This window comes from Nereida sp. MMG025 (genome assembly GCF_021654165.1).
Classification (GTDB): domain Bacteria; phylum Pseudomonadota; class Alphaproteobacteria; order Rhodobacterales; family Rhodobacteraceae; genus Nereida.
In genome coordinates this window covers 461,404-479,881 of sequence record NZ_JAKFZN010000001.1, presented here as the reverse complement: position 1 = coordinate 479,881, position 18,478 = coordinate 461,404, and the positions used below count along the sequence as shown (strand labels likewise).

18 protein-coding genes are annotated in these 18,478 nt (G+C 57.1%); 7 read left to right on the top strand and 11 right to left on the bottom strand.

The annotated features are described in order from the left end of the window. The first annotated feature begins 55 nt into the window (after positions 1 to 55). The gene (locus L1065_RS02305; RefSeq protein WP_237093828.1) at positions 56 to 967 is read left to right on the top strand and encodes a TRAP transporter small permease subunit; all 912 of its coding nucleotides are present in this window, start codon (positions 56 to 58) and stop codon (positions 965 to 967) included. A gap of 21 nt (positions 968 to 988) precedes the next feature. After that, entirely contained in the window at positions 989 to 3,340 is a 2,352-nt protein-coding gene (locus L1065_RS02300; protein ID WP_237093827.1) for a TRAP transporter large permease subunit, read from the top strand. Between the two features lie 96 nt (positions 3,341 to 3,436). On the opposite strand, the gene L1065_RS02295 is transcribed toward L1065_RS02300, so the two are convergent. The 3 genes from L1065_RS02295 to L1065_RS02285 form a co-directional block, all read right to left on the bottom strand. Beyond that, entirely contained in the window at positions 3,437 to 4,267 is an 831-nt protein-coding gene (locus L1065_RS02295) for an arginyltransferase (RefSeq protein WP_237093826.1), read from the bottom strand. Positions 4,268 to 4,340: 73 nt separating this feature from the next. Continuing rightward, positions 4,341 to 4,805 (bottom strand): RDD family protein, encoded by a 465-nt coding sequence (locus tag L1065_RS02290; RefSeq protein WP_237093825.1) that lies wholly within the window; start codon positions 4,803 to 4,805, stop codon positions 4,341 to 4,343. A 96-nt stretch (positions 4,806 to 4,901) separates the two neighbouring features. After that, a complete protein-coding gene (locus L1065_RS02285) occupies positions 4,902 to 5,333 on the bottom strand; it encodes a DUF2852 domain-containing protein (protein ID WP_237093824.1) in 432 nt (143 codons plus the stop codon). A 304-nt stretch (positions 5,334 to 5,637) separates the two neighbouring features. Between L1065_RS02285 and L1065_RS02280 the strand changes: the two genes are divergently transcribed. After that, a complete protein-coding gene (locus L1065_RS02280) occupies positions 5,638 to 8,430 on the top strand; it encodes a glutamine-synthetase adenylyltransferase (protein WP_237093823.1) in 2,793 nt (930 codons plus the stop codon). Between the two features lie 2 nt (positions 8,431 to 8,432). Further along, entirely contained in the window at positions 8,433 to 8,723 is a 291-nt protein-coding gene (locus tag L1065_RS02275; RefSeq protein ID WP_237093822.1) for a hypothetical protein, read from the top strand. On the opposite strand, the gene eda is transcribed toward L1065_RS02275, so the two are convergent. Together eda and edd are read right to left on the bottom strand one after the other, a co-directional pair. Further along, positions 8,720 to 9,364: a bifunctional 4-hydroxy-2-oxoglutarate aldolase/2-dehydro-3-deoxy-phosphogluconate aldolase gene (gene eda / locus L1065_RS02270; protein ID WP_237093821.1), complete on the bottom strand. Its 645-nt coding sequence runs from the start codon at positions 9,362 to 9,364 to the stop codon at positions 8,720 to 8,722. The two genes, L1065_RS02275 and eda, sit on opposite strands and share 4 nt — an antisense overlap. Positions 9,365 to 9,598: 234 nt before the next feature. Next, positions 9,599 to 11,404, bottom strand: a complete 1,806-nt coding sequence (gene edd, locus L1065_RS02265) for a phosphogluconate dehydratase (RefSeq protein ID WP_237093820.1) — start codon at positions 11,402 to 11,404, stop codon at positions 9,599 to 9,601. Between the two features lie 233 nt (positions 11,405 to 11,637). Here edd and L1065_RS02260 point away from each other — a divergent pair, with 233 nt between their 5' ends. The 3 genes from L1065_RS02260 to L1065_RS02250 are packed head-to-tail and all read left to right on the top strand — an operon-like array spanning position 11,638 to position 14,096. Next, entirely contained in the window at positions 11,638 to 12,306 is a 669-nt protein-coding gene (locus L1065_RS02260) for a DUF6778 family protein (RefSeq protein WP_237093819.1), read from the top strand. A 39-nt stretch (positions 12,307 to 12,345) separates the two neighbouring features. Beyond that, a complete protein-coding gene (locus tag L1065_RS02255) occupies positions 12,346 to 13,560 on the top strand; it encodes an RSP_2647 family RNA methyltransferase (protein ID WP_237093818.1) in 1,215 nt (404 codons plus the stop codon). Beyond that, on the top strand, positions 13,557 to 14,096 hold the full coding sequence (locus L1065_RS02250; protein ID WP_237093817.1) for an RSP_2648 family PIN domain-containing protein: 540 nt from the start codon (positions 13,557 to 13,559) through the stop codon (positions 14,094 to 14,096). Before L1065_RS02255 ends, L1065_RS02250 begins: the two co-directional genes overlap by 4 nt. Here L1065_RS02250 and L1065_RS02245 read toward each other — a convergent pair. The 6 genes from L1065_RS02245 to L1065_RS15810 all read right to left on the bottom strand — a co-directional run bounded on the left by L1065_RS02245 (position 14,088) and on the right by L1065_RS15810 (position 18,384). Continuing rightward, entirely contained in the window at positions 14,088 to 14,777 is a 690-nt protein-coding gene (locus tag L1065_RS02245; RefSeq protein WP_237093816.1) for a M48 family metallopeptidase, read from the bottom strand. The two genes, L1065_RS02250 and L1065_RS02245, sit on opposite strands and share 9 nt — an antisense overlap. A 137-nt stretch (positions 14,778 to 14,914) precedes the next feature. After that, on the bottom strand, positions 14,915 to 15,325 hold the full coding sequence (locus L1065_RS02240; RefSeq protein ID WP_237093815.1) for a hypothetical protein: 411 nt from the start codon (positions 15,323 to 15,325) through the stop codon (positions 14,915 to 14,917). A 189-nt stretch (positions 15,326 to 15,514) separates the two neighbouring features. Beyond that, entirely contained in the window at positions 15,515 to 16,699 is a 1,185-nt protein-coding gene (locus L1065_RS02235; RefSeq protein WP_237093814.1) for a VWA domain-containing protein, read from the bottom strand. Between the two features lie 9 nt (positions 16,700 to 16,708). Then, complete coding sequence (locus tag L1065_RS02230) at positions 16,709 to 16,882, bottom strand: hypothetical protein (protein ID WP_237093813.1); 174 nt, start codon at positions 16,880 to 16,882, stop codon at positions 16,709 to 16,711. 6 nt (positions 16,883 to 16,888) lie between these two features. Continuing rightward, positions 16,889 to 18,259: a DUF2927 domain-containing protein gene (locus L1065_RS02225; RefSeq protein ID WP_237093812.1), complete on the bottom strand. Its 1,371-nt coding sequence runs from the start codon at positions 18,257 to 18,259 to the stop codon at positions 16,889 to 16,891. Continuing rightward, positions 18,259 to 18,384, bottom strand: coding sequence for a hypothetical protein (locus L1065_RS15810; RefSeq protein WP_255765995.1), 126 nt, complete (start codon positions 18,382 to 18,384; stop codon positions 18,259 to 18,261). The genes L1065_RS02225 and L1065_RS15810 overlap by 1 nt, the downstream gene beginning before the upstream one ends. Between the last annotated feature and the right edge of the window lie 94 nt (positions 18,385 to 18,478).

The following is an 18,478-nucleotide window of genomic DNA, read 5'->3' as shown; positions in this document are numbered from 1 at the left end:
CAAAAGTCGGCACGGCTAGAAGAATGAAGCTCTGAACAAGAGTGGGGGGAACATCATGGACGCGATCCTGTGGCTTTTCAAAAGTCTGGGCATGGCCTTTTACAACCTTGGATATGCGATCTTTAATCCATCGTCGTGGTTGGATTGGCTGACGTGGAACAACACCGTCGAAGATAAAGAAAGCCTGATGCGCTTTATCTATTACGGCGGCAGCCAAGAGTTCTTCTTTGTGATTTTCACCGTCCTGATCGTGATGACGATTGTGGGCGTGGTCTATCGCCCCTTTATGTGGGGTGTGGTCCGCGTGCTTGAGGGGTTTGCCAACGGGGTTGGCCGGCTTTTCGCATGGGCGGGTCTTTTGATGGTGCTGCAACAGATCGTAATTGTCTTTATGCAACGTATCTTTGCAGCCTCCGAGCTGTCGTTCGGGTTTGGCCGCGCGCTGACGCATGATGTGTCGTGGTGGTCCGAAGAACTCAAGCTTTATAATGCATTGGTGGTCACGCTGTGCTGCACCTACACCTTTGTGCAGGGCGGTCATGTGCGGGTTGATCTGGTCTACTCAGCGGTCAGCCGTAAGACCAAGAAGGTCATCGATATGATCGGCTCGATCATCTTTATGATGCCGGCGGCTGTGCTGACGTGGATGTATGGGTGGTATTTCTTGTGGCGTCACCTTGTGGTGCCGAACCCGTCGGCGTCTGACACGCTGGACCGTCTGGTGCTCAAGGCCCGTGCGCTGCGCTGGAATGTTGAAACCATCGGTTTTTCGCCCAACGGGTTCAACGCCTACTTCCTGTTCAAGGTGCTGTTGGTTGTGTTCACCGCAATGGTGTTCTTGCAGGCCGTGGCGTTCCTTTACCGCTCGTATCTTGAGCTGCGTGAGGGTCCTGAATCGGACGAAAAATATCTTGACCGTGACAAGCTTGGCGACGCTGACGCCGAACTTGCCGCCTCGATCCACTAATTCAAAGATAGGTCTAATCCCATGTTTCTAGGACTTGATGGCGTCGAGATCGGCCTGATCATTGTGTTCCTCTGCCTGTTCGCAGGTATCTTGTCGGGCTTTCCCGTGGCGTTTGCCATCGGTGGGTCGGCGGTGATTTCTTTTGCCATTATCGCGGCGCTGGACAGCAACGGTTTGCTGATCCACCAAGCGATTGACAAAGACAGCGCCGAGTTTGCGGCCCTGATTGCCGAAGGCATAAGGCCCGAGGCGATATCGATATTCCGATACCCCGAACTACCGCGCATTGGTGAGCCTGTGTTTGTGGCAGGGTGGGAAACCGCGTTGGACCGCAACGTCAGCTTTATCGTGAACCGCATCAACGAGCGCGTGTTGGCGGGCCAGTCAATCGAGACACTACTGGCCGTTTTGATGTTCGTCTTGATGGGCATCACGCTGGAACGGTCCAAGATCGCCGATGACCTGTTGAAAACAATGGCGCGGGTGTTTGGCCCGTTGCCCGGTGGTTTGGCTGTGTCTGTTGTTGTCGTGGGCGCGTTCCTTGCGGCCTCGACGGGGATTGTGGGCGCGACCGTCGTTACGATGGGGCTGCTGTCACTTCCCACCATGTTGAAAAACGGGTATTCGCCGCAGCTGTCGACGGGCGTTATCGCCGCGTCGGGCACCTTGGGGCAGATCATCCCACCCTCTATCGTGATCGTGCTTTTGGGCACGCTGGCAGGAGACCTCTATTCGGCGGCCCAAGAAGAACGCGCACAGCTTGTGGGCTGTTCGGACGCGCTGACCTATCTGGGTGAGCCTGCGGTTGTGTCGGTGGGCACATTGTTCCAGGCGGCGTTGTTGCCGGGGATCTTGCTGGCGTTGCTCTATGCGACCTATGCCTTCGTCTATGCGCTGTTCAACCCGTCCAAGGCACCTGCCGTGGAAATGGGCAGCACCAATTCAGAGCCGATCACCCGCAACGAAGCGCTGACATGGTTCCTACTGGCGCCTGTTGGCCTGATCGCGGGTTTGATCTTGTTGATGAACGTCAATGTCATTGGCAGCCAGTCGGTGCTGGTGGATAGCTTTACAGATGCGGGTCAGACGGCTGATTTGCGCACAGGCGTGTCGCCACAGTGCCAAGAGGCGATGATTGAGCTTCATGGCCAAGAGCGTTGGGACGCAGCTGTCGCACAGCAAGCCGAGATTGACGCCGCAGGTGGTGTTGAACAAAGCCGCGCCCTGACACCTGAAGAGCGTGAGGCACTGGTCCTTGAAAAGGTCGAGAACGCCGCGCCGATTGGCACAGGGTTGGCTGTTGGTCTGCTGCTGCTTGGTCTGGTTTTGACAACGGCCCGTGGTGTGGCCCCGTCGGCCAACAAGACACCGCTGTTGATTGGCGGGCTTGGCATCGTGCTGGCCTTGTTGGTGGACATCGTTTTGATGGGGCCGACCATGACCGCAGGGGCGCGGACGCTGCTGCTGGCCATTCCGCTTGGCCTGACCCTTTGGGGCTGTCGCGGGGCGGCGCAGATGCTGGCGCAGAACGAATTGCTGCGCGTGGTCTTTCCGCCGCTGGTGCTGATTGTGGCTGTGCTTGGGTCGATCCTTGGCGGGATCACCAACCCGACGCCTGCCGCTGCACTGGGTGCGGGTGGCGCGATCATGCTGGCGGCCTACCGCAAGCTGGCCGATCAGGGCAAGTCGGGCAAGATCATCTTGCAAGCGACCTTTGCGATCATCGTGCTGATCCTGATTGGCGTGAACTTTGATCTGCGGATCGGCACGGATGCGACCACGACGGAAAGCGTGATTGCGTTTATCTTTGCCAAAGCCGCGTATCTGTTTGCGATGTTCGGTATCCTGTTTGCCTGCTGGATCCTCTATGCGGGCGGGGTTCTGAGCCCTGTTGTGCGCGAAACGGCCAAGGTGACGTCGATGGTGTTTACCATCCTGATCGGCTCGCAACTGTTGAACCTTGTGGTCATCAGTTTCGGGGGCGAGCATTACATCCAGCAGTTCCTACGCTCGTTCGATAACGAGTGGACGGTGTTCCTGATTGTGATGTTGGTGCTGTTTATCCTCGGGTTCGTTTTGGACTTCCTTGAGATTATCTACATCGTGATCCCGATTGTGGGCCCGGTGATTTACGGCGGCACGATGGATCCCAAGTGGGTGACGATCATGATTGCGGTGAACCTGCAGACATCGTTCCTGACGCCGCCCTTTGGCTTTGCGCTGTTCTATCTGCGCGGGGTTGCACCCAAAGAGGTGACGACGGGTCATATCTATCAAGGGGTGTTGCCGTTTGTGTTGATCCAGGTGGCCGGTCTGGCGTTGCTTGCGGCCTTCCCCGGTGTGGTGACGATTATTCCGAACCTGCTGAACTGATCACTGGCAAGGGGGGCGGCAACCCCCCCTGCACGCAAAAGAAAACGGCGGCCCAAAAGAAGGGGCCGCCGTTTTTCATGTCAGCATGTTAGGGGGCTAGGATTTAACCGATACGGTATCGGGCAATGAAATATTCGCCACTTGTTCAGCAATAGGGTCGACCGACAAAGGATGCGTTTCCGCCTCATAATCGTTGGGATCGGTCATCGTCTCCCACTTGCCGCCACGATATACCTCAAGCCCTGTGAACTTGGCTTTGTAGTCCATTTTGGGCGAACCCGGCACCCAATAGCCCAGATAGACGTAGGGCAGGTCTGCTTCGCGGGCGATCTCGATATGATCCAGAATGATATAGGTCCCAAGAGAATTGCGGGTCAGATCGGGGTCATAAAACGAATAGACCATCGACAGACCATCATCCAAAACATCTGTCAGACAGACTGCCGCCAGATCAGGCCGCTCACCCTGCGCGGGGCTGTTGTATTCCACCACACGGCTGCGCACGGGCGTTTCTTCGACCATGGCCGCAAATTCGAAAATATCCATATCTGCCATACCGCCATCCGCGTGGCGCGTATCCAAATACCGCCGAAAGAGCGAGAACTGTTCTTCGGTGGCCCAAGGGCTTGTCGCCTTGCGTTGCAGATGGGCATTGCGTTTGAGGATACGTTTCTGGCTTTTTGACAGTTTGAAATCGGAGACTTTGATCCGCGCCGACAAACAGGCCGAACAATCTGCGCATGACGGCCGATACAGCACATTTTGCGATCGGCGGAACCCTTGCTTGGACAAGCCGTCATTCAGCTTTTCCGAGAAATCCCCTTGCAGCGCGGTAAACAGCTTCCGTTCCATCCGTCCCTCAAGATAGGGGCAGGGTTGGGGCGCTGTCACATAAAACTGTGGTGCTATGGGTAGGGTGTGGCGCATGGGTCTCCGCAGGTAGTTTTGAGTAAGCTAACAACTGCAAAGCCCTGCGCCAACCCCCCCAATATAGCGAGGGTTAAAGGGTCGCGGCAGACCTGTTCAACGCCACCGTGCCCAAGACATGATCCGTTAGCCCCTGTGCGCGCTGCGTGCTGAGCATCAGCACGATCGAGACCAGCTGAAGCGGCAGGATCGAAAACGACAGATAGAACGCCAAGGTGTGCAAGAAGGCCGTCAGCAGATCAAACCTTTGGCCATCAGCGCGGCGAAATTCGACCGAGGCCAGACGCATCCCCCAAGTGGCCGAGCGATTGGCCAGTGTGACCACGCGGTACGCAAACCCGATCAAAGCCATGATGCCAAAAAAGACAAAAAACCCGATGCCGAAGGTCAGAAGGGATACAAGCACTGCAAGAGCGGTGATGATAACCAAATCAACCAACCAAGCGATGGCCCGCTTGATGGCGGTGTCGGCATAAAACTCTGACTGGTGAACAGGATCGGGCAGGGTGGTGTGCATATCGGTTGCTGTTGCGCTCATCTGGTTGCGGGCTCTTTCGGGATACATGGGGATGGATTGTGGGGAAGGGAAGGGCCAGCCCCGATTGCGGGCGCGGTGGGGCTGGCAAAGACGGATTTACGCGTCTTCTTTTGTGGGCTCTGGCTTGGCACGGTCGTCCATGAATTGGTCGAACTCAGCCTTGTCTTTGGCTTCGCGCAGACGCTCTAGAAATTGCTCAAAGCTGGCCTGTTCTTCTTCCAGACGGCGCAGGGTATCGGCCTTGTAGGCATCAAACGCGGCGTTGCCTGTATTGCCCAAAGTCATGTGCGATTTGTAGGTGTGGCGTGTGGTGCAGGACCGTGAAAACATGTTTTTCCCCCAGATCATGTAGGCAAGAAGAGCAAGGCCAATGGGCCAAAAGAAGATAAAGCCGAACACCATCGCAGCGATCCACGCGGGTTTTCCTTTGTGATCGAGCCAGTTTTCGGCGCGACGAAACCATCCTTCGCGCGGTTGGGCGGCGTAAGTGGTTTGTGTCGCATGAGGATGCGGGGCGGCGGTGGTCATATGGTCGGCTCCTTCAAAATAGCGGGTTAGAAATTCAATGTGAATGTCTTTCACATTACATAGATGGGGTAGGCGGGCGCCGGGATCAAGGTAAAATGTAAATGTTTTTTACATAAACTTATGTAATTTAATGAAATCAACAACTTGCTTGGCGGTCGCGTGGGTGAAGTCAGTGGGTTTAGACCGGTGAAATCATATAAATCAGCCGAATTCACAAAGATACTGCGCCTTTCGTGATGGTTTTGACGGTCATTGTGGTGTCACTTGCTTGACCAAGGCATGGTGCCGCCGCAAAGCTGGTGGCATGACTTTTGCCTCTCGTATCACCCGCAGCCCGATCGCTTATGACCCCGACATCGGGGCAGACGCCGCCGCCCTGTTTCCCGAGCTCGACCGGGGTATCTTGCAGGTCATTGAGGGGGCCGCAGGCTGTAGTCCCTACCTTAAAAGCCTGATGAGCAAAGAGGCCACGTGGCTTACGGCGGCTTTTGGTGATCCAGAACAGCATCTTGCAGCCGAGCTGGCGGATCTGTCCGCCGTGCCGCTGGCCGAGATGCCCGCACGCATGCGGCAAGCCAAAAGGCGCGTCGCAGTTCTGGCGGGGCTGGCGGATCTTGCAGGCGTCTGGCCGCTGGAAACCGTGACCCGCGCGCTGACGGATTTGGCGGATCGCTGTTTGCAAGTCGGGTTGAGCGCGCTTTTGCAGGCCGAGGCCGCCCGTGGCAAACTGCCCATGCTGACGGCGGATGATCTGGCCGTTGACGGCGGTATGGTTTTTCTGGCGATGGGCAAAATGGGCGCTTATGAGCTGAATTATTCAAGCGACATCGATATGATCTGCCTGTTTGATGATAGCCGCTACGCCCGCGAGGACTTGCCCGAGATCCGTTCTGTCTTTGTGCGGGTCACACGCAAGTTGATGCAGATGATCGGGGATGTCACGCGCGACGGTTACGTCTTTCGCACCGACCTGCGGCTGCGTCCTGATGCAAGTGTGACGCCTGTTTGTATCTCAATGGCCGCCGCCGAGCTGTATTATGAGGCCGAAGGGCGCACCTGGGAGCGTGCAGCCCATATCAAGGCGCGTCCCTGCGCGGGTGATTTAGTGGCGGGGCAGGTGTATCTTGATCGTCTCAGACCCTTTGTCTGGCGCAAGCATCTAGATTTTGCGGCGATCCAAGACGCCCATGACATGCGCCAGAAAATCTGGGCCCACAAAGGCCTATCGGGGCCGATTACCCTGCCAGAACATAACGTCAAACTGGGGCGCGGGGGCATTCGAGAGATCGAATTCTATACCCAGACACGCCAGCTGATCGCAGGTGGGCGCGACGCGGATCTACGGGTCAATGGCACTTTGGTCGGGTTGGATGTTCTGACCCGAAAAGGCTGGACCGATGAGACCGTAAGCCGCGATCTGAAAAATCACTACCGCGTGCTGCGCGAGGTTGAACACCGTTTGCAGATGATCGGGGATGCACAGACCCACAGCCTGCCAAAATCCGACGACGGGTTTGACCGTTTGGCGGCTTTTATGGGGGTGACGACGGCCGATTTGAAGGCGGATTTGATTGCGCGGTTTGAGGCGGTTCATTCGCTCACCGATGATTTCTTTGCGCCCAACGCACCAGAACCGGCCAGCGCTGTGCCAGAATTCGGGGAAGAGATTTTGGCCCGCTGGCCCAGTTACCCTGCGCTGCGTTCGTCGCGCGCAACCGAAATATTCAACCGCCTGCGCCCGGATATTCTACGCAAACTGGCCCGCGCCGCCCGCCCCGAAGAAGCCCTTTTGCAATTTGACGGGTTTCTGCGCGGCCTGCCAGCGGGGGTGCAACTGTTTTCCCTGTTCGAGGCGAACCCGCCTTTGGTTGATCTGTTGGTGGATATTTGCGCCACATCGCCCGCGCTGGCCCAATACCTTGGACGCAATTCATCCGTGCTGGACGGTGTGCTGGCAGGGCATTTCTTTGCCCCATGGCCCGGCCTTGATGCCCTGCGGGATCAGCTATCGCAGGATTTGACCGCCCAAACCGACTATGAAGTCGCCTTGGGTCTTGCGCGACGGTTCAAAAAGGAATGGCATTTCCGTATTGGCGTGCATCATCTGCGCGGTCTGATCACCGCCGCTGAAGCAGGCCAACACTATGCAGACCTTGCAGAGGCGATTATCGCATCGCTCTGGCCCGTTGCGGTGGATGAGTTTGCCAAGAAACACGGGGCCCCGATGGGCCGCGGCGCTTTGCCGATTGGCATGGGGTCTTTGGGGGCAGGGCGGCTGACGGCCACTTCGGATCTCGATTTGATCGTGATCTATGATGCACAAGGGGTAGAGGCGTCAGACGGCCCAAGAGAGCTATCGACGCGCCCGTATTTCGCGCGGCTGACCCAGGCTTTTATCACCGCTTTGACCGCACAGTTGCCCGAAGGTCGGCTGTATGAGGTTGATATGCGGTTACGGCCTTCTGGGCGGCAGGGGCCTGTGGCGACCTCTTGGGCGGCTTATCAAGACTATCAATGCAACGAGGCGTGGACGTGGGAGCATCTTGCCCTGACGCGCGCGCGCGCCCTGCACGCCACGGATTTAAGTAGTGATTGGCAGGCTGCACGCCAAACAGTGCTGCACCTTGATCGGCCCCTGGCCACGCGCGTAGCGGATGTGCAAGACATGCGCAAAAGACTGGCGGATGCAAAACCTGTGCAATCGGTGTGGGACATCACCCGCGGTGCGGGCGGGTTGCAAGACATCGAATTGTTTGGCCAGACCATCGCCTTGGTGTCTGGCGCGACATCTGTCGACACGCTTGCGCAGTTGCAAGCGGGTGTCGCGATTGGATGGTTGTCTGCCGTTGAATTGCAAGACCTGTGCAATGCCTACAGCCTTTTCTGGACTGTGAAGGTTACCTCGAAACTTCTCAACGAAGGGGCCTTTGACCCGAGCGAAATCGGACAGGGGGGATGCGCGATGATGATGCGAGAAACAGCACAAACCACTCTGGACGCTTTGGCAGATGAGCTTATGTCACAACGCAGCAAAACGGCAGCAATCATTGAGGCCAAATACACATCTGCCGCAAACCGCAGCCAGAAAGACGATTAGTCATGTCACAGCAACCAGACGCCAAGATGAAAGATGTTGATCCCAAAGGATTGATCCGCGAAAGCTATCGTATTGAAGGGATCACCATGCCCGAATGCCGATCGATATTTCTGGACTGGGCCATCAATGTCGCGCTTGATCAGGACACGCCGACGCTGATCCGTCAGTTGTTGGCGCATTACGGCGAAGATGACCCCGACCATCCGATGACGGCCGTGCTAAAAGAAGGCCTCGCCGCCCCCGCAACGAAGGGACGCCGTGGAGGGCGTTCGGCCCGCGTGCCTGACGCTTAACTGGGCAGAGCTGCAGCTTGCTTGGCCAAGGCCTCAATACCCGCCCAATCTTTTGCATCGATCAGGTTTTGCGGGCACACCCATGAGCCGCCGACACAAAGCGTGTTGCTAAGGCCAAGGTAGTCAGGGGCGTTGGCAAGGCTGACCCCACCTGTTGGGCAAAAGCGCACCTGCGGGATCGGCGCGCCGATGGCTTTCAGGGCCTTCGCGCCACCGTTTGCTTCGGCAGGGAAGAACTTTTGAACCGTAAAACCCTTTTCCAACAAGGCCATCGCTTCGGATGCGGTTGCAGCACCTGGCAGCAAGGGCAATTCTTCGGTTGAACAGGCGTCCAGCAAAGTATCTGTCGCACCAGGGGAGACGCCAAAAACGGCACCCGCCTGTTTGGCGTTGCTCACATCTTCTGGTGTCAAAAGGGTGCCCGCACCCACCATTCCGCCTTTGGCCTTTGCCATCTCCGAGATCACGTCAAGTGCTGCGGGTGTACGCAAAGTCACCTCTAACGCAGGCAAGCCGCCTGCAATCAAGGCCTCGGCAAGTGGTAGGGCGATATCTGCGTCATGGACGACAAGCACAGGAATGACAGGCGCGAGGCGACACACCTCTTCGGAACGAATGCTTGCGGATGCGGGGCTTAACATTGAAAAACCTTTCAAGTCTTGGGGAAGGCTGGATGCCTTCGGCGAGGATATTTGGAAAACAAAAGAAGATTAAGAGCCTATTAACCTTAACGCGTTATCCATGAAGGGCGGTACAGGCGGGGACGCCGATGACCGTAACGAAAGAAGTCCCTCCGCGTTTGCAATAGGCGCGGAGGGCATAAAACGTGGCGCTGGTGGATATCTTCTTTTGTTCAAAAATATCCAAATCCAGCATTACACAACAACGCCGGCGCCTGCTGTGGATGGACCGACATTGGCACGGAAAACCTCAAACAATTCGCGGCCAACGCCAAAGGCATTGTTGCTCAGGTCGGGGGTTGCGGCTTGACGGCTCTCTACGCCTTCGGTCAGCACATCAAGCGTGCCCTTGTCGGCATCCACGCGGATTATGTCGCCGTCTTGGACCTTTGCCAGTAACCCGCCATGCAGGGCTTCCGGAGCGACATGGATCGCACTTGGCACTTTGCCCGATGCGCCCGACATCCGGCCGTCGGTGACCAGAGCAACCTTGAGCCCACGGTCTTGCAACACTGCCAGTGTTGGTGTCAGCGAATGAAGTTCTGGCATGCCGTTGGCTGCGGGCCCCTGAAAGCGGACCACAACGACAGTGTCGGTGGTAAATTCCCCGCGTTGGAACGCGGCCTTAACCGCGTGCTGGTCGTCAAAGACGCGGGCAGGGGCTTCGATCACATGGCGCTCCGGGGCGACGGCGCTGACTTTCATCATGCCATGGCCAAGATTGCCTTCGAGCTGTTTCAACCCGCCTTCTGGCTGGAATGGATTGCTGGCAGGGCGCAGGATCTTTTCGTTTTCGCTTGTTTTCGGGCCTTCGCGGTAGTGAAAGCCGCCGTTCAGAATTTCAGGCTCGAGGGTGTAATGCGACAGGCCGTGGCCCGCGACGGTTTTCACATCATCATGCAAAAGGCCCGCGTCCAGCAACTCGCCAATCATATAAGCAAGCCCGCCTGCGGCGTGGAAGTGGTTCACGTCAGCCAGACCATTCGGATAGACTTTGGCCATCAAAGGCACGGCGGCTGACAGGTCTGCAAAATCTTCAAGTGCCACATCAACGCCCGCCGCCCGCGCCATCGCGGGCAGGTGCAACACAAGGTTGGTAGAGCCGCCTGTGGCCATCAGACCGACCATACCGTTCACAAAAGCCTTTTCGTCCAGCACGTCGCAGACGGGTGTATAGTTGTTACCCAAGGCCGATAGGCCAACGGCTGTTTTCGCAGCTTCTTCTGTGAGCGCTTCGCGCAAAGGCGTGCCCGGATTGACAAAGGATGCGCCAGGCATGTGAAGCCCCATGAACTCCATCAACATCTGGTTTGAGTTGGCGGTGCCGTAAAAGGTGCAAGTCCCCGGACCGTGATAGCTGGCCATTTCGGCCTTCATCAACTCTTCGCGGCCCACTTCGCCCGTTGCAAATTGTTGGCGGACCTTGGCCTTCTCGTCGTTGGGCAAACCGCTTGTCATGGGGCCTGCGGGGATGAACACCCCGGGAATATACCCGAACGTCCCTGCAGCAATGATGAGACCGGGAACAATCTTGTCACATACGCCAAGGTAGACAGCGGCGTCATAGGTGTTGTGCGACAGCCCCACACCTGCGGCCAAGGCGATCACGTCGCGCGAAAAAAGCGAAAGTTCCATGCCGACCTGGCCTTGGGTGACACCATCGCACATCGCCGGAACGCCACCAGATACCTGTGCAGTTGCGCCAACTTTGGCCACGGCGGCTTTGATTTTGTCGGGGTAGTCTTTGAAGGGTTGATGGGCTGAAAGCATATCGTTGTATGCGGTGATAATCCCGAGGTTCGGAGCCTTTTCAGCGACCAGCGCGTCTTTGGCGTCCCCCATGGCAGCGTAAGCGTGGGCTTGGTTGCCGCATGTCAGGTGGGCACGGCGCGGTCCGTCTTCAGCGGCGCGGCGCATTCGGTCAAGATAGGTTGTACGGCGCGCTTTTGAGCGCTCGATGATGCGCTGAGTGACAGCTTCGATAGTGGGATTCAGTGGCATGATCGCGTCCTCGGTTTTCGTTGAGTGCTCTCTATATGGTTAGCGCTAACAGGTCCAGTGGCGAGGCGCAAAATGTGGCAATTTGGACCGCCCCCGGCCGCGGCAGGCTGTGAAATGGTCCCGAAGCTGCACGAATTGGGGCGCAATTCTGCCCAATTCGGGGTGTTTAACCGCGATCAAGCGGTAAACACCGTCAGGCCATTTGGGGGCCATGATCCAGAAAGGATTGTAAAATGAAAGTTTTGAAACTTCTTGTGGCTGCGGCCGTTCTTGGCACGCTTGGGGCCTGTGCAAATGTTGATACCGCAACACGTGGCGCAGTTGACCAGACACCGTTGAACAGCACCAGCCGTGCTGCGATTGAAAACCAACGCGCCGTTGCGATTGCGCCATCCGTCAACATTGCACAGATCAATGTGCGTGTGCCGCGCAGCCTTCGTGTGTCAGAAGCCAACCGCTATTACCCTTCGGGCGATATTGTCTGGCGCGAGGATCCTATCGGGGATCGTCATGCGCAAGTCGCCAAGGTCATCGACGAAGGCTTGCGCAAGGGCGCAACACGGCTGAACGGTGAACGCCCTGTCATCATCGACGTTCAGGTGACGCGCTTTCATGCGCTGACCGAAAAGGCGCGCTATACTGTGGGCGGGGTTCACGCGATCCAGTTCTATTTGCAGGTGCGCGACGCGCAGACCAAAGAAATCCTGATGCAGCCCCGTATCGTTAAGGCAGATTTTGATGCGCTTGGTGGCAATGCAGCGGTGCAAGCCGAGGCCAAAGGCATCACACAACGTGTTCGCATCACCGACCATCTGGCCAAAGTGTTGGAACATGAGATGACCAAACGCTACGGCTATGTCGCTGAAAGCACAGGTGTGATGGGCGCGATTAACCAACTCTAACGCTATCATCCCGCGAAAAACTGATTTAGAGGGGGCTGCATGACGCAGCCCCTTTCTTCATCCGACCTCCCCGTTGTCCGCCTCAAGCCCAAGGCCGATGCCCGATCCATCCGTTTTGGCGCCCCTTGGGTCTATGCCGCCGACCTTGTCACCGACAGGCGCACAAAGGCGCTGGATGCAGGCAGTCTGGCGGTTCTGGAAGATACCAATCGCACGCCGATGGGTGTGGTGGGGGTAACGCCCGAAAGCCAAATCATCGCGCGGATGCTGGACCGTGATCCGACAGCTAAGATTGATCAGGCGTGGTTTGCATCGCGTTTGCAAGCCGCTCTGGATCACCGCACGCGGTTGTTCGCAGAGCCTTTTTACCGTCTGATCCATGCCGAAGCCGATGGGCTGCCTGGCGTGATCATTGACCGGTTTGGTCAAACGGCTGTCGTTCAGCCCAACGCTGCCTGGGCCGATGCGCGACTTGACGCGCTGTGCGCGGCGTTGGTGGATGTGACAGGCGTGGAATGTGTGATCAAAAGCGCATCCGGTCGCGCGCGCAAGCTTGAAGGGCTTGATGATGTCTCCGCGGTTGTGCACGGCACGGCCCCTGATGCTCCGATCCCTGTGCAGATGAATGGTGCCACATATTTGGCCGATGTCATGGGTGGGCAAAAGACGGGGCTTTTTTACGACCAACGCCCTAACCATGCTTTTGCGGCATCCCTGTCCAAAGGGGCGCGGGTTCTGGACGTGTTCAGCCATGTGGGTGGTTTTGGTCTTGCGGCTTTGGCACATGGGGCTACGCATGTGACGTGTGTGGATGGTGCGCAACCTGCGTTAGACTTGGCTGAGGCTGGTGCGAAGACCATGGGCAAGGGCGCGGCGATGAGCACGCGAAAAGGCGATGCCTTTGATGTGCTGGAAGCTTTGGGCGCGGAAGGGGCACAATTTGATGTCGTCATCTGCGATCCGCCCGCATTCGCACCCAATAAACAGGCGCTTGATCGTGGGTTGCGCGCCTACGAACGTGTGGCAAAACTGGCCGCGCCATTGGTTGCCGATGGCGGGTATCTTGGGCTTTGCTCATGCTCTCATGCCGCTGATATTCAGAAGTTCGCCCGTAGCAATCACCGCGGTATCGGGCGGGCAGGGCGGCGGGCGCAGCATGTCCACACGGGCTTTGCAGGGCCAGACCATCCGCTGATGCCGCAGCTGTCGGAAAGCGGTTATCTGAAGGCCATGTTCTACCGCCTCGTTCCATGAAAGTGATGATCGACGCTTGCGTGCTTTATCCAACTGTGATGCGGCAGGTGGTGATCGGTGCCGCGCGCGCAGGATTGTATCAGCCCCAATGGTCGCCGCGCCTGCTGGAAGAATGGGCGCGGGCTGCTGCACGGCACGGCGGGGCTGACGAAGCCGCCGCACGTTCAGAGGCGGTTATGTTGAACGCCGCATTTCCGCGCGCCAATGTGCAGCCCCGTGAAGGGGATTTGAAACGCCTGTGGTTGCCCGATGAAAACGATATCCATGTTTTGGCGGCGGCGGTTGCAGGATCAACCGACATCATTTTGACCAACAACGCCAAGGATTTCCCCCGCGGCCTGCTGGCCGAAGAAGGGGTCAGCCGGGCTGATCCCGATCAGTTCCTTTTGGGGTTGTGGCAAGCCAACCCCGATCCCATCGCCCAGGTAGTCGAAGACGTGCGCGTCGAGGCTGACAGACTATCTGGTAGCACATGGAGCACGCGTGGATTGCTGAAAAAGGCACGTATGCCGCGTCTTGGCAAAGCGCTAGCTTAGCGCGCCGTTCCACTTGGCTTCATTGGCCTCAATCGCCTTGATACGATCGGCGGTTTTAGGGTGCGATGCCATCCAGACAGGGGGCGCGCCACGTGCGCCTGTCAGCTGTTCAAGCTTGGTGAACAGGGTTTTTTGCGGCTCAACACCGATCCCTGATTTATACAGCAAGGCGCTTGCGTAGGCATCGGCCTCATATTCATCTTCGCGGCTGAGACGTGCTGCCAGAAGGCTGGTCAGGGCATTCGCAATGAAAGGTCCAATGCCCGGAATAAACCGTGAAATGATCATCGCCAGGGCCGTGCGCAACGCGTTCTGGCCCGAAAAGTCGATCATGCGGCGCTTGGAATGGCCCAAAGCCACATGGCCCAATTCATGCGCAATCACGCTGGCCAATTCAGCGCCTGTTACGTCACCTTGCTGGAATTTTTTATAAAAGCCCCGCGTGATGAAAATCCGCCCATCCGGGGCGGCCAGCCCGTTGACAGGCTCAATCTCGTAAAGGTTCACGCGGATACGGTCGACATCCAATGCGGTGGCCATCGCGGACAGATGCGTGTTCAGGATCGGGTCCATCAATTCGGTGCTGTTGGCGTCCAGCTCTTTGGCCGTGCGCCAAGCCGAAAAACGGTAAAAGACATAGCCGTAAAGCACAGCCAAAAGAATGGGTAAGAATTTGATCATGCTTCTTATATGGGGCGCGGTTTTGATATTTCCCAGATTGTTCTGTTCCAAGGCATAAAAAAACGCCCTGCCAAACCGTGGCAGGGCGTTATGCGGTGTGTCAGGGCAGGGAGGGGACCCCGATCACATCGGATGTCTTAGAGGCCGGCGCGCGATTTCAATGCGGCCGCTTTGCCACTGTCACCTTCCGCTTCGGCGTCTGCGATCAGGCGGGCATAATCGATACCGCCTGTGTAGTTGTCACCGTTTTGCAGCGACTGAAGCGAGGCGACCTTGCCGCTGTCGCCATCCTGTTTTGCCTGGTCAATCAGGCGGTCAAAGTCGATGGCTGTGCCACGGGTAGAAACGCGCACGTTGTCGTTTGTGCGATCCAGCAGATAGGCGACCAATGTGGCGTTGCCGTCTTCTTTTGCGGTGATCAGCGCTGCCAAGGTGTTGTCGGAGTATACACCGGGCGCCACGCCTGCGGCTTTAGCAAGCTGGTCTGCCGATGCAGCGGTTGCTGACAGGGCAATAAGGGCGGTTGTTGCGAATGCTGCAAGTTTCATAATCGGTTCCTTTCATTGGCCAAAGGGCCGCTGTTTCATCTGTAGGGGAGCGTGTTGCTCCGATACCAAGGAATATAAACTAAACCATTCAGTTTGAAATATACTAAATTGCACCGCCCATATGTGCAAAAAAGCACATCACGGGCGTGTGATGCGCTATTGAATAACGAAAGGCAGATATAATCACCCTTAACGGGTCAGCAGCTTCATGCCGGTTTCCAACCCCTCAAGCGTCATCGGAACCATCTGATCGTCGAAAATTTCGCGGATCATGTCGATGCTTTGTGTGTAGGGCCAATATTGCTTGGGCACGGGGTTTATCCAAAGGTTGGCGGCCCATTGATCGCGGGCGCGTTGAAGCCAGACCTGGCCCGCCTCCTGGTTCCAGTGTTCGTTTGCGCCGCCTGCATAGGCCACCTCATAGGGAGACATGCTGGCGTCGCCAACAAAGATACACTTGTAATCAGGGCCATAGGTGCGCAGCACTTCATGCGTCGGGATTTGTGCGTCCCACCGGCGGCGGTTGTCTTTCCACACGCCTTCATACAGGCAGTTGTGGAAATAGTAGTATTCCATGTGTTTGAATTCGGCACGGGCGGCGCTGAACAGTTCTTCGACCACTTTGATATGCGGATCCATGCTGCCGCCGACATCCAGAAACAGCAACACCTTCACGGCGTTGCGCCGCTCGGGCCGTGTTTTGACATCAAGATAGCCGTTTTCGGCGGTGCTGCGGATGGTGGTATCTAGATCAAGCTCTTCATGGGCACCGTCGCGTGCCCATTTGCGCAGGCGTTTCAGGGCGACCTTGATGTTACGCGTGCCCAGTTCAACACTATCATCAAGGTTGCGAAACTCGCGTTTGTCCCAGACTTTCACGGCGCGTTGATGGCGGCTTTTGTCTTGCCCGATACGCACGCCTTCGGGGTTGTAGCCATAGGCACCAAAAGGCGAGGTGCCAGCGGTGCCGATCCATTTGTTGCCACCCTGATGGCGGCCTTCTTGTTCTTTCAGGCGCTCTTTGAGGGTTTCCATCAGCTTGTCGAACCCGCCCAACGCCTCAACCTCGGCGCGCTCTTCCTCTGACAGGTGCTTTTCGGCCATTTTGCGCAGCCACTCTTGCGGGATGTCCACGGCGTCCAGAACCTGTTCAGAGGTGATCGCCTCAAGCCCCTCAAAGCTGGCTGCAAAAGCGCGGTCAAATTTGTCGACGTGGCGTTCGTCTTTGACCAGACAGGTGCGGGCCAGATAATAAAAGCCTTCCATATCGTAGGTGGTCAGGCCAGCCTGCATCCCTTCCAAAAACGCCAGATGCTCGCGCAGCGACACAGGGACGCCGTGGGTTCTGAGGTTTTCAAAGAACGGCAGGAACATAAGGCGCGCCTAACGTGCGCTGAGGACCAGATAGAACATGGTCACGATCAGCCCGATAATGCCCCACACAAAGAAATAGTGGATCATGTCATTGCGCTTGCCCTTGCGCAGTTTAGCTGTAACAGCCCCTGCGACACCCCCACCTAAAAAGCCAATCAGCAAAACAAGCGGGTAGGGGATCATGTGGGTCTAGCCTCCGATACGCCACGTCATGGGCGAAAGTGATGCGATCTCTTTAAGACGCGATTTAACTTCTTTGTCCGAGCCAAATCCGTATCGCGCCCAACCAAGACTGTCCACCCTGACAAGTTGCGCCGCAGATGCCCGTCCCTGCAGTGCCAAACCTTCTGCTTTGATCATCATAAGCGTCGCCAAAAGCGCCGCGTTTTCGGATGTCTGTGCGACGGGCAGGTGCAAATCGGCCCATGCGACAGCGGCTTCGCCGTCACCCGATGTCAGCGCGAAAGCCGCCATGTGCACCCCCACATGGGCGCGTTGCAACTCGGCACCGGGGATGCGGGCATAGATGCTGTCGGCCATGCGGAACTGTTCAAATGCCACGTCATTGTCGTGGCCCATGTGCAGCCGCCCTTTGGCAAAATGCGAGAACGCGCGGCGTGCATCGGTCCAGCCTTCTTTTGATGCGATATTCAATGCAGCTTCGGCAGCTTGGCGGCGTTGGGCGGCGGCCATGCTTGGACCCAGGGCGCGTTGCACGGCTTGCGACCAGCTGCGCGGCGTAGAACTTGCAGGGCGGGGCGAGACGTTTTCGCCCGATGGGTTCAACCGCGCAAGGATTGAGGGCAAAGCGGCCGCCACTTGCGCGCGCGTCATACCACTGCGCAATTCAGGCGCATAGGTCGCCCGCAGGATGAGCATGTCAAATCCCGTCAGAACCGTATGGAAATTGTCGTCGTTGAATGTGCTGTCAGGCAAGCGATACAGGTCATTGAGCGGGCCAAGACCTTGCGCCACTTCTTCATGCAGGCAGTCGCGCATTTCTTGTGGGCTTGTGTCACCGGGCAGGAATACGGCGATACGGTCACGGGTTTTCAGGCGCGTCCAGTCCAGGACACCACTGCGACGGGCAGCGCGGTATTCGCTCCAGCTTGAAACGCCGGGGACTACGAAACACGCAGCGTTCGGAACCACGCGGCGCAATTCTTTGGTGCTGATCACCTCGATATTGATCTGTGCATTTGCAACATTTGCAGGGCTGCGTGTGATGTCGATGCGGGCTTCATTGCGCAGGCGGCGCAATAACGTATCAAGGTCGCGATTGACGCTGGAGGGCACAGCATCCCCCGTCATCCGCACTTTGATCGGACCCTCAAAGCGGGTCATGTATGGAATTTTGCGGCCGCTTTCGAGCTGGAATGTCAGATCAAGGAAATCGCGTGCGATATCGCGGTTTGAGCGTTTGGGTGCTTTGTTGCTGATCGTTGAAAAGACCTTCATCGGCGGAAGCTCTGTGTTTGCCGCACGGCTGGCCACATCGGGCGAAAAGTTCGGCGCACAAGAGCTGAGGGCGAAGAGCCCCGCAAGAATAACGGATCGCATTAATTATTCCCAAACATGTCAGAAGGGAACATCGCATTGCGGGTCTGATCCAGCTTGCGGGTAGCGGGGCGCAATGCCAAACGGCACTGGGCAAAACTACCTTTGTAGCGAAGGATCAGGGACATGCTCGGTTCCACGGTTTTTATCGTTGGAACCAGCGTATGCGGGTCAAATTGGGCGAAATTAGGGTTTGCGGGGGAAATTCCCGCGGCAAGCGTC